Source organism: Acinetobacter sp. CY05 (assembly GCF_059515805.1).
In genome coordinates this window covers 1-12,400 of sequence record NZ_JCAKMW010000022.1, presented here as the reverse complement: position 1 = coordinate 12,400, position 12,400 = coordinate 1, and the positions used below count along the sequence as shown (strand labels likewise).

Sequence of the window (12,400 nt, the reverse complement as noted above, 5' to 3'; positions counted from 1 at the left end):
CAAAAAACCCTATTCTGCAACCAGCATAGGGTTTTATTATGATGATCGTAGCTTAATCGTGAAGACAACGATTTAAAATCTGAATAGGGTGTAAGACGCCCTGCTCAGAGAATCGTTTTACTTGGGTACGACAAGAGTAACCCGTGGCTAAAACCCTCTTACTATGCAGATGCATTTGCTTTTGCCACGACTGCGCATAAATTTGTTTCGACAATTCACGGTGTTCTGCTTCATGTCCATAGGTGCCTGCCATTCCACAACAACCTAATTTCAATGCTTTAAGCTCTAAGCCAAATTTGTCAAAAATATGCTGCCAAGCCTGCACATGATCAGCGCTTTGGGTTCGTTCAGTACAATGTGATGCCAATTGAAAAACACTCGTAGTTGCTTGTTGAGGTTTAAGCTGCAACTGTTTTTTCTCAATCACACGCGTTAACCATTCTTGTAATAACAAGACTTGGTAATCCAATGCCTTCGCACCCTCTTGATATTCTTGTCTAAAGACCAAAGTCATCGCAGGATCAATACCCATCATCGTGACATTGGTTTTAGCGACACGCTGAAAAAGCTGAATATTATTGTGCTTAATTTTTTCAAATTCGTCTAGAAAACCATGTACGTGTAAAGGTTTACCATTTTCAATATAGGGCAGAATATAGGGTGTAATCCCGAGTTTACGGCATAATGCCAGTGTTTCTACTAACACAGGTGTATCAAAATATCGGGTAAAAGCGTCTTGAACGATGATGACTTTTTCTCCAGATTTTTTCATGAGCTGTTCAACATCATCAAGTATAATCGCACCATGTTGAGATAAATTCACTTTGGCTTGCGGGTGAAATAAAGGTAAATCTACCAATTTAAAATACTTCTGCTGTAGATTTTTCATCCAACCAAAGCGTTGCATCCTATTATAGAGCCCAGCCATAAGACTCACTTTTGGTAACCACCCTTCTAACTTTGCCAGTAAATAATCGCGAATCTGACGACCATAACGCTGATGATATTTGGCTAAAAATTGCGCTTTAGCAGTGGGGATATCCACTTTGACTGGGCATTGACCAGTACAGGATTTACATGACAAACAGCCATGTAGTGCCTCATACACTTCATGTTCAAATGATTCAGTTTGCTCACCTGTCTTTTCACGACGCAGCCATTCCTTGACTAAGGTTGCGCGTCCTTTTGGTGAGTGGATACGGTCACGTGTCACTTTATAAGATGGGCACATTGGATCATCAAGCTCGTAATTAAAGCAGGCACCATTACCATTACAGTGCATTGTTGCTCCAAAATTACGCCATTGCTGTACATCAATTTGACGATCAGAATCACCGCGTAATTTCACTTCTGTAACTGGAATTAATTGGGCTTTGGGCTGTGAAGTTGGTGTGGCAATTTTACCTGGATTGAGTTGATTATACGGATCAAATAATGCTTTGATTTCTTGTAACAGTGGATAAGCTTTTCCAAAAAATAAAGGGGCGTATTCTGAACGCAAGCCTTTACCATGTTCTCCCCATAACACACCATGATATTTATGCGTCAGTTTTACAACCCGATCTGTAACACGCTGCATAAGCTGCAATGATTCTGGATCTTTCATATCCATCAATGGACGAACATGTAACACCCCAGCATCAACATGTCCAAACATGCCATATTCAAGTTTTTCAGCATCTAATAATGCTCTAAATTCTGCAATATAATCCGCTAAATGTTCCGGTGGCACGGCTGTATCTTCCACAAAAGGTTGAGGTCGTTTTTCACCTTGTACATTAGCTAACAGTCCCACTGCACGCTTACGCATTTTATAGACCGCTTCAACGTGTTGTATGCCTTCAGCTGTAGTCAGGGTTAAGCGTTTAACCATTTGGTCTGATGCTAAATAGTGCAAAAAATTTGTTTTGATTTGCTGCAAAGTATCGAGATCTGCTGCATCGATCTCGATTAAATTAATACCTTCGATCTGAACGTGATCTTCATCTTCAGGAAAATAGCGGGCAACATCATGCCAAACCAGATCTTGCTTGGCCAAATTGAGAACTTTTGAATCTACAGTCTCAATCGATAGCGGCTTTAAAGCCATGAGGGCTTTGGCATCACAGAGTGCATCATGAAAGTTTGCATAGCCAATATTAATGAGCATCCTTTCAGCAGGAATGGGCAGGAGGTTTAATTCTGCCTCTGCAATCAAGCCTAATGTGCCTTCGCTACCACAGATTAAATGATTGAGATTAAATGATTGCTCTGTCAAAACATGGGGTAAATCATAGCCCGTTAAAGAACGATTCAGCGTTGGAAAATTCTGTTGAATCGTGTCTTGATGATTCGCAACTAGATCAAATATTTTTTGGTACAGCGTTTGCGTTGTACTTGGGCTCGATTGAATCTGTGCTGGCCAATTTTGCCGATCGAGTGCTTGCGTCTGTAAAATCTCTCCACCCCGCAATACGGTGGTGAGTGCAAGCACATGATGGTGTGTTTTCCCATATCGACAACTGCCTTGGCCACTGGCATCGGTATTAATCATACCCCCAATCGTAGCTCGGTTCGAAGTCGATAATTCTGGTGCGAAAAATAAGCCATAAGGCTTCAATGCTGCATTGAGCTGATCTTTGACTACACCTGCTTGCACGCGTGCCGTTTTTCTAATGGGATCAATATTTAAAATCCGATTCATATAGCGTGAAATATCGACCACAATCCCATCCGTAAGAGATTGCCCATTCGTGCCTGTACCGCCACCGCGTGCAGTTAAGATGACATCACGATATTGTACTTGCGACATCAGCTGCATCAATTTTTTTAAATCATCGACATCTTTTGGATACACCACAGCTATGGGTTTACGTTGGTAAATCGAATTGTCTGTTGCATAGACGTGACGAGCTGCATCGGATACATCAATTTCACCTTTGAAATCTGACCTCAGCTCGGTAAGAAAATAGTGCATACTCAAAGTTTGATTTTGACTGATCATTTTGGCTGCTCATCATGAATAAAATTTGATTGTAAAAATCCATTGCGCATCAGAATTGACGCGCAAGCTTTGAATAATGAATAAAAATTAGCTTATATTATTGAATAATGCGTAAACATTGTCCGGCATGATACAAGGCAATTCCTGTGTCATACATGAATGCACGCGCATTGCGGAAAGACAGTTGATTGCGTTCTAAGTGAGCAAAGGGTAATGGTAGTTTTTCACGATCATCATCCTGTAAATATTGCGCAAATGCCTTACCCATCATGGTTCCTGTAGTAATCCCACGTCCGTTATACGCTGTGGCTGCTACAATACCCGGTGCAGGTTCAAAAATTCGCATAATGTGATCTGTGGTAAATCCAAATTTACCTGTCCATTGATATTGCCAATTTACTTGACCTAATTGGGGAAAGTATTTTTCTTTCATGAGATTCGCCCAAGATTGATAAATACCTGATTTACCTTGGTAGGCACCCACAGTTCCAAGTAACAAGCGACCATCTTTGTCACGACGAATACTAGATAAGGCTAAACGTGTATCCCATGATCCATTACGATGGGGCAGAATTTTATCAGCCTGTGTTGAAGTTAAGGGCTCTGATGCAATTTGATAATACTGAACAAAATAGATGGTTTTTAAAATATCGTTCCATTCACCTTCCGTATAGGCATTGGTCGCAATCACCACTTTCTCTGCCGTAATGGTTGACTGCCGACTATTTACACACCATTTTTGATCTTGCTTGACGATACCACTGACTGAAGAATTTTCGAAAATTTTCACCCCTAAACGTGTTGCTGCTTTTGCCAGACCAATCACATAAGCGTAAGGATTGACTGTACCTGCGCGCTTATCAAGTAAGGCTTTACTAATACTGGTTGTCCCACAGTACTCATGACATTTATTGCCTGTCAGTACTTCAACATCCACACCGCGACGACTAAGCTGTTGATAACGCATATCGACGTCATCCTCGCCATCACGATTATGTGCCATATGTAAATTACCTGTACGGGTATCTTGAGCATTAATTTTAAAGCGATCAATGGTATTAAAAACCAGTTTAGGCGCCTCACCCAAAGCTTTGGTGAGCTTTTCACCTGCTTGTTCACCCATGAGTTTGTTCAATTCATCTGGTTGAGCCCATGTACCAGCATTCACTAATCCTACATTTCGACCAGATCCACCTGCACCGATATGCTTGGCTTCTAACACTGCAACACGATACCCTTTTTCAGCTAGATGTATAGCTGTCGATAACCCCGTAAAGCCTGCCCCAATGACACAAACATCTACATTCTGATCATGTTGGATCGCCGCATACTGCGGTGCATCATCTACCAACGTTGACCATAGAACCTGATCTTTTACCATTTTTATCATGCCTTCATATTGGTATTTATTTATATCATTTGAATCAGGTGCATACCTCAAGGTATGCACCTTTGAATGGCTTAGCCGAAGTTAATTCCTTGCGCTAATGGAAGCTCACGCGAATAGTTCACGGTGTTGGTTTGACGACGCATGTAATTCTTCCATGCATCTGATCCAGACTCACGACCACCACCTGTTTCTTTTTCACCACCAAAAGCACCACCAATTTCAGCACCACTTGTACCAATATTGACATTGGCAATACCGCAGTCACTGCCTTCGTCACTTAAGAATTTTTCAGCTTCACGAATATCGTTTGAGAAAATACACGATGACAGGCCCTGTGGTACATCATTTTGTAAGAACAGTGCTTCTTCAAAGTCTTCATAAGCTAAGACATATAAGATCGGTGCGAAGGTTTCTGTTTTCACCACATCATTTTGTATGTCCATTTCAACCAAAGCTGGTTTGACGTAGTACGCATTTTGGAAAGTGTCTTTCAACACACGTTCACCACCATAAACACGACCGCCTGCTTGACGTGCACGTTCAAGTGCATCTTGCATTTGATTGAAAATAGTTGAATCAATTAAAGGGCCGATTAAATTACCTTCCAATGGATGACCAATCGTGACAGAGTCATAGGCTTTTTTCAGCTTCTCGACCACTTCAGCTTGAATGGATTTGTGTACAATTAAACGGCGTAGTGTGGTACAACGCTGACCTGCTGTACCTACTGCAGAGAATAAAATACCGCGGATTGCCAATTCTAAATCTGCGCTCGGTGCCAAGATCATGGCATTATTACCACCAAGCTCTAAAATACTTTTCCCAAAACGAGCCGCGACTTTCGGTCCAACAATTTTACCCATACGTGTACTACCCGTAGCACTAATTAAGGCAACACGTTCATCACTTACCAATAAGTCACCAATATTCGCCTGACCAATCAGCAATTGTGTAATATCTTTGGGTGCTTCTTCACCAAAGATCGCCAATGCTTTTTCAAATAAGGCTTGGCATGCCAAGGCTGTCAATGGGGTTTTTTCAGATGGTTTCCAAATAACCGCATTACCACATACCAGTGCCAATGCTGTATTCCATGCCCAAACAGCAACCGGGAAGTTAAATGCTGAAATAACACCGACAATACCAAGGGGATGCCATGTTTCACGCATATGATGGCCAGGTCGTTCTGAAGCAATGGTCAAACCATAAAGTTGACGTGAAAGACCAAGAGCAAAATCACAAATATCGATCATTTCTTGGACTTCACCCAAACCTTCTTGGGTAATTTTTCCAGCTTCCCAAGACACTAAAGCACCAAGATCTTCTTTATATTCACGCAGTACTTGGCCAAAAATACGAACTAACTCACCACGGCGTGGCGCTGGGATTTTACGCCATACTTTGAATGCTTGTTGTGCATTTTGAATCTGTTGTTCAGTTTGCTCAACTGTATGCATCACCACATGACCAATCACACTACCATCAATCGGTGTTTTGACTTCAAGTGTGCCATCGACATATTGCGTCGAATCCACACCTATTTTATTGAGTAATGTTTGGACAATCATTGGAGTATCAAGTTGTACGCCTGTTGAATTTGCAATTGCTTGTGTCATAGTTTTACCTTCCTTCGAATTTTAATTGAATTAATGTTGTACGCTGCTCGCGCTTTGTAGTTGTGTTAATGCTTTACGCAAAGAGTTTTGTTGAGTTTGTGCATAGAGCTCCAGCTCATTCCATACTCGCTGACCTAAACACTTCTCAAACAGATCTTGATTCGAATAAACAGCGTAATTCGTTTGATTCCCCTCACCTAAATTGGATTGAAAAATACCCGCAGCAGATACTGGTAAAAAATCTTCATAAACAATAGGTTCAATATAAATTGCACCCGTTTTAATCAGCTGATCCACGTTACTTTCACTCATTTCGACATCAATGCATTTCTCGACAGCAGCGTAATAGTGAAAATATGCAAGTCCTTGTTGATGTAGTTCCTCATAGGTATCTGGAAAATCAACAAAGTGTTTTTCTAAAATACGCATATAGCGTTTTGCATTGTCTTCATTTGGCACAGCACCAAGTTCTTCACGCGCAGCTTTTAGTAATTGGTCGTATAAACGACGGCCTTTGGGAGTTAAAGCAACACCACGTTGTTCAATTTCACCAAAACGTGCCGTATGCGAACCCTTCACATCATTTTGGAAAGACACTTCTTCATCCAAAGCTTTAAAACTGGTTTGACGCAGTAAAATTGGACAACGACGACGTGGTGGACCTTCAACAACTGCTTTGGGAGTAATACCACGACTTGCCATACCTTCTTGGATCATGTCGATATCGAGTGTACGCGGCGTCAAATGGTTGATGTGAGGTCCCTTAAATGCGACGACATCAGCAATTAAACGGTGTTGATCATGTAGCTTTTGATAAAGCTCTTGAGTGACAGGTGCCTGTTCGTGCCAACGAAATGTCTCTAAGACTTCTTGTACAAAACGTTTTGCATCGGTTTTGTCTAAACCACCTTGTTGTTCAAATTTAGTGGTCAGCTCTAAAGCGCCTTGGGTAAAAATTTGACGCTGCCCCAGTACATCTTCTGCCAGTGCACGTAATGCTTCATCTTGAATCAGTTCTAAGCGCAGCAATGACGTAAATACACGAAATGGACTTTCATTCAGTTCGCTACTGGTTATGGCCCGAAATGCTGTTGAATGCACTGGAACCCCTGCTGGCACTAAATCATAATAACCAACAGGTTCCATGCTCATTACGGCAAACACACGGCGCATAGTGTTGAGTTCTTCGGCTGTCCCTAAGCGGATCGCCCCATGACGTTCTAGGTCAAGACGCTCATATTCGCCAGTTTTTTTCAGCTGATCATGCAACCTTTGATTTTTAATCAAGGTGATCTTATTTACATCAGCGACCAAATCTAATAGATCACCATATAATGGAACTTCTTCACGATACATCTGTGACATCAGTGCAGAAAATTCCGAACGAATTTGATGAGATGCAACAAAACTCATTGTTCTATTCCTAAATATAAAGCGTGTTTTATGCGATTTTTGTTTGTTCAGTATTTAAATAAGCGTTTGTTTTGTGCTGAACTGCTGTTGTTGTTTGGGCAAGTACTTTTTCTAAAATATCTAAGCCTTCCTGAAGTCGATCAGCTTCAATCGTGAGTGGTGGCAATAAACGAATAATGTGTTTATGTTTGCCACTTGGCATGAGCAATAGCCCCATTTCTCTGGCCTTTTTCAGTACAAAGGCCATTTGTTCAGTCCCTGCACCCTGTTCAGGATGAATGAGTTCAATGCCACGCATCGCACCAACACCTGTCAGTTTGCCTAACCAAGGGGTCAACGCCTTGTTTCTCCATTGGGCATAACGTTCTTCAAGCGTTTTTATATAATGCGCTGTGCTACTTTTAAGGCTTTCTGATTGCATGATTTCAAGGGTCGCCAGTGCTGCTGCACATGCGAGTGGATTACCAGAATAGGTTCCTCCAAGGGCACCTACCATGGGTTGATCCATATATTGTTTTTTACCCATCACTGCACCAAGTGGTACACCGCCCGCAATACTCTTACCTAATAACAGTAAATCGGGTTCAATACCTAAATGAGTAAAGGCAAATGGCACACCTGAACGACCAAAACCAGATTGAATTTCATCAATAATCAGCAAAATACCGTGTTTATTACAAAATTCACGTAAGTACTGTGCAAATTCAGGATCTAAAAACTGGAAGCCTCCCTCACCTTGAACTGGTTCAATAATCACAGCAGCGACTTCATTAATACTGACTTCGACTTGGCATAAGCGTTGTAAAGCCATTTGTGCTGTTTGTGCTGAAATGCCATTGTCTGCGCTTGGAAATGGCAGATGATAAACAGGACCAGGTAAGGGACCTAAGCCATTTTTGTATGGCGTGACTTTGCCATTTAAGTTCACTGCTGCTAATGTTCGACCATGAAAACCGCCATCGAAGGCAATAATACCGCTACGCCCTGTACAAACTCGTGCCACTTTTAACGCATTCTCTGTAGCTTCAGCACCACTATTGGTCAACATACCCACAACATCTTCTTGAATCGGAATGAATTGGCTTAGACGTGCCATATAGTCAATATAAGGCTGATGCTGTGCAGCATTAAAGGCATAATGCGTCATGCGCGTTGCTTGTTTTTGAATCGCTTCTACAATCTGAGGCTGGCAATGACCAAAATTGAGTACGCCAATACCGCCTACAAAATCAATATATCGTTTTTGTTCTGTGTCCCATACTTCAGCATTTTTGCCATGTGTTAATGTAATCGGATGAATCAAGCCTAATGCCTGTGTAATACCTTGGCGCTCCACTTCAGTTCTCTTTTTAGTTTTAGCTTCGATGGATTCAATTTAAATTGAGCCCCTCTATCCTGCAAACGAATAAAAGTGCCGTTGATATTCCGTTTTTTCCTGAATCTTTTGGACATTTTTTGTTTAAAAAATAAAGAATTAAAATTATTCTCGTTATTACTCAAATTTCTGATATCACTGAATAAAAGTAATGCTCCATAATCCAATTTTAGCAACCTTGATTGGTATATCCGCCATTGTGATGTGGTCAACATTGGTCGGGCTGATTCGTCTTATCAGTGATGAATTATATCCTCTAACTTGTCTGATGTTGCTTTATACCATCAGCACCATCATTCTATGTTTAATTTTCAAATTACCGAAATTCAATCAAATCCCTAAGATTTATTATGCCTTGATCACTTTTTTATTCGTGGCGTATGAACTGTGTTTTTCTTTTTCTATTGCCCTTGCACAAAATCCGATACAAACCATTGAGGTAGGGGTGATCAATCATCTTTGGCCTACCTTTACCATCATTCTGATGCTCTTTACACGTTACCTCAGATTTAACGCAAAATTACTTGTAGGAATTTTTCTATCAGCACTCGGTGTCATAATGATTCAAACTCAAGGCTTTCAAATCTCAATGACAGGGGTAATTCAAAACTTACTATCAAATCCAATCAGCTATCTATTAGCCTTTACTGCTGCACTTCTATGGGCTTTCTACTGTGTTGTGCTGATGAAATATAAGCCCGAAAGTAATATTATTGTCGCTTTATTTTTTTGTACCAGTATTTTTTTAGTAATCAAATGGATTTTCAGTACACCGTTACCTTTAGAACCCATCAATATACATAACAGTATTTTGATTTTATGTGCGGCTGTATGTTTAAGCTTAGGTTATGCTGCATGGAATATTGGCATGATTTATGGTTATGCCAATGTTTTGGTGAGCAGTTCGTATTTTGTACCCATTTTATCTGCTTATTTTTCAAGCCTACTCTTTGGTGTTCGTCTGGATCAGTTCTTTTGGTTGGGGACAAGTCTCGTTGTTTTAGGTTCTATAATTTGTTGGGCTATTACAGGTCTACCTTCATCTTGGAGGTATAAAATTAAAAATATTTTAGGGTAGTGCCTTTAGAAATAGTCAAAGTGGTAAAGGAAAGTAAGCATCCGCTGAACCCCATACCTATTTTTTAATTTTGGTCGGGTTGCCACCGGTGTGGCAGTAATTCTTCAATTTGGGTCACTTTGTGTGTCGGTAGCCTTTTCAGCACATCACTTAAATAGGCATACGGATCCAAGCCATTGAGCTTTGCTGACTGGATTAAAGTCATGATATTGGCAGCTCGTTGGCCACTGCGCAGCGAGCCAGCAAACAGCCAGTTCTTGCGTCCTAAGGCCCAAGGTCGCATCTGATTCTCTACCCAATTATTGCAAATCGGTAGATTGCCATCATCCAGATAGCGGCTTAAAGCTGGCCAACGCTTCAGCGTGTAATTGATGGCCTTGGCGGTGGGAGAACTCGATGGCACCGTCAGTTGATGTTGGTTGAGCCATTCATACAGTTGTTGCATCACCGGTTGACTATGCTGTTGTCGGTATTCGCGGCGCTGTTCTGCTGTACCATCGGTCTTTTTTCTGAGTTCTGCTTCTATGGCATACAGTTTCTGAATCAGCACTAATGCCTGTTCAGCGACCTGACTTTTTTTGGTCACATGCAGTTCATGGAATTTACGACGCGCATGCGCCATACAGCCCACCTCAACGACCTGGCCTGATTTAAAGCGTGCTTTATAACCACTGTAATCATCACAAACCAGATGACCCTGCCAGTTTTTCAGGAACGCTTCAGCATGCTGACCTGAACGACTATCCTGAAAGTCATAGATCACGGCTTGAACCGGATTGTACTGTGTGGTGGCATAGGCCCAGACATAACCTTTCTTCGGTTTTTTCTCATCATCACCCATCCGCATGATGGTGACTGGTGTTTCATCTGCATGCAGCACCCGCTGTTGCAGCACCACCTGTTTTAAGGCATTGGCCAGAGGTTCCAGTTCTACACCGCAGCGACCTATCCAGTCAGATAAAGTGGATCTGGACAGATCAATGCCAGCCCGCTGATAGATCAGGCGCTGACGGTACAGCGGTAAATGATCGGCATACTTCGATACCAGCACATGGCTGAGCAGTTCAGGACTGGCAATACCTTTATCAATCACATAGGCGGGCATCGCTTGCTGAGTCAGGGTATCACACTGATCACAGACCCATTTGCCACGGACATGCTGTTCCTTGTAGAACTGTGCCGGTCTGAAATGCAGTTTTTCACTGATATCTTCGCCGATACGACGTAACTGGCAGCCACAACTGCATTGGGTTGATGCAGGTTCATGCTCAATACGGATGGTGTGTAGATGATCTGGCAGCAGTCGACGTTTAGGTTTGTTGACTGTGGCTTTCTGTGTCGCTGCATCGGTTTTATCTGCATTTAATCGTTCTAATTCCAGATCAACGGCTGCGATATCTTCTTCGACCGCTTCGTCCCATAGATGGATTTGTTTTGCGGTGAGATGTTCGTTTTTACTGCCGAATTTATGCTTTTTAAACAGCGCCAGTTCATGCTCGTATTTTTGATTGAGAATAGAAAGATGCTGAACTTTGGCATCCAATTGCTGGTTTGATTTTTCTAATTCTTGATTTGATTGTGCCAGAGACTGATGCTGCATTGCCAACTGCTGGGTAAATTCCAGCAGTTGTTCATGGGTCAGTTGGCTTAAGTCAGGCAGCGTATTCATGATCGCAGTATGCCTGAGGTCATGACGCAGAGGAAATAGAACGTTTGGAGAATAGCAGAATAACCGAGCTTGGTTTAGAGCATTGTGACCACTTGCTGTCGTCCAATGCGCTGCCAGGGCAAACCCTGGATTAATGCCTGTAACTGTTCCGGGTTGAGGGCCACGGTTTCACCTTGGTGAACTTGAGCCCAGTGGAATTTTCCCTGTTCCAGCCGCCTGGCACACAGCCAGATGCCCAGTCCATCATGTACCAGCACTTTCATACGATGGCCACGTTTATTACAGAACAGGTAAGCACAATGCGGTTTAATGTAGCCAAAGGCTCTCACCACCTGAGCCATGACAGTATCCATCCCTGCTCGCATATCCAGAGGTTGGGTAGAAAGCCAGATTTCATCAATGCGGATCATGTTGCCAGTGCCTTGAGTAATTCTGCTAAAGCAGATATTTCTGATACTTGCCATTTCAAGCCAATTTCTGCTTTTGAGTGGGGTAAAGTAATTTGAACCTTTAACATGTCAGTAGGAGTAGGATCTAATGGTGCAGAGCAAGATAAGGCAATAAATGCAGGTTTATTCGGTAGTGGTGAGCGATCACTCCCTGGCTTAGCATCAATTAAGCGAATCCATTTGGATACAAGATTTGTATTCAATCCATGTTGCAAAGCGACCGAAGCAATTGAAACGTCCGGTGCTTTACAAGCCTGAACGATCTGCTGTTTAAATTCAGCACTGTATGTTCTTCGTTTTTTCGCAAGAGATGCGATGGATGTCTGGTGATTTGTAGTCATAAATTTTAGTCCCCACTTGTTTTTAAGTGGGGACTAAATTAAGGCTTATAGGATGAATTCATAAGGTGTGTTCAGCGGACGCTTAC

At 42.0% G+C, this 12,400-nt stretch carries 9 protein-coding genes; 1 reads left to right on the top strand and 8 read right to left on the bottom strand.

Annotation, left to right across the window (positions count from 1 at the left end; genetic code table 11):
• Positions 1–52: 52 nt before the first annotated feature.
• The 5 genes from AC5YCD_RS13145 to AC5YCD_RS13125 all read right to left on the bottom strand — a co-directional run bounded on the left by AC5YCD_RS13145 (position 53) and on the right by AC5YCD_RS13125 (position 8,738).
• Positions 53–2,983 (bottom strand): FAD-binding and (Fe-S)-binding domain-containing protein, encoded by a 2,931-nt coding sequence (locus AC5YCD_RS13145; RefSeq protein WP_496130460.1) that lies wholly within the window; start codon positions 2,981–2,983, stop codon positions 53–55.
• A gap of 97 nt (positions 2,984–3,080) precedes the next feature.
• Positions 3,081–4,364, bottom strand: a complete 1,284-nt coding sequence (gene amaA, locus AC5YCD_RS13140; RefSeq protein WP_496130459.1) for an L-pipecolate oxidase — start codon at positions 4,362–4,364, stop codon at positions 3,081–3,083.
• An 80-nt stretch (positions 4,365–4,444) separates the two neighbouring features.
• On the bottom strand, positions 4,445–5,989 hold the full coding sequence (gene amaB, locus AC5YCD_RS13135) for an L-piperidine-6-carboxylate dehydrogenase (protein ID WP_496130458.1): 1,545 nt from the start codon (positions 5,987–5,989) through the stop codon (positions 4,445–4,447).
• Positions 5,990–6,019: 30 nt separating this feature from the next.
• Positions 6,020–7,402, bottom strand: coding sequence for a 2-oxoadipate dioxygenase/decarboxylase HglS (hglS, locus tag AC5YCD_RS13130; RefSeq protein WP_496130457.1), 1,383 nt, complete (start codon positions 7,400–7,402; stop codon positions 6,020–6,022).
• A gap of 28 nt (positions 7,403–7,430) precedes the next feature.
• The gene (locus AC5YCD_RS13125) at positions 7,431–8,738 is read right to left on the bottom strand and encodes a 2-aminoadipate transaminase (protein WP_496130456.1); all 1,308 of its coding nucleotides are present in this window, start codon (positions 8,736–8,738) and stop codon (positions 7,431–7,433) included.
• 190 nt (positions 8,739–8,928) lie between these two features.
• Here AC5YCD_RS13125 and yddG point away from each other — a divergent pair, with 190 nt between their 5' ends.
• Positions 8,929–9,855 carry an aromatic amino acid DMT transporter YddG gene (yddG, locus tag AC5YCD_RS13120; RefSeq protein ID WP_496130455.1) on the top strand — a complete coding sequence of 309 codons (927 nt, stop codon included), beginning with the start codon at positions 8,929–8,931 and terminating at the stop codon, positions 9,853–9,855.
• A 64-nt stretch (positions 9,856–9,919) separates the two neighbouring features.
• Here the strand turns inward: yddG and tnpC are convergent, their stop codons facing one another.
• The 3 genes from tnpC to tnpA all read right to left on the bottom strand — a co-directional run bounded on the left by tnpC (position 9,920) and on the right by tnpA (position 12,314).
• A complete protein-coding gene (tnpC, locus tag AC5YCD_RS13115; RefSeq protein ID WP_496128784.1) occupies positions 9,920–11,524 on the bottom strand; it encodes an IS66 family transposase in 1,605 nt (534 codons plus the stop codon).
• Between the two features lie 74 nt (positions 11,525–11,598).
• Positions 11,599–11,934, bottom strand: a complete 336-nt coding sequence (tnpB, locus tag AC5YCD_RS13110; RefSeq protein ID WP_164709242.1) for an IS66 family insertion sequence element accessory protein TnpB — start codon at positions 11,932–11,934, stop codon at positions 11,599–11,601.
• The gene (gene tnpA, locus AC5YCD_RS13105) at positions 11,931–12,314 is read right to left on the bottom strand and encodes an IS66-like element accessory protein TnpA (protein WP_218999213.1); all 384 of its coding nucleotides are present in this window, start codon (positions 12,312–12,314) and stop codon (positions 11,931–11,933) included. Before tnpA ends, tnpB begins: the two co-directional genes overlap by 4 nt.
• Positions 12,315–12,400: the final 86 nt, after the last annotated feature.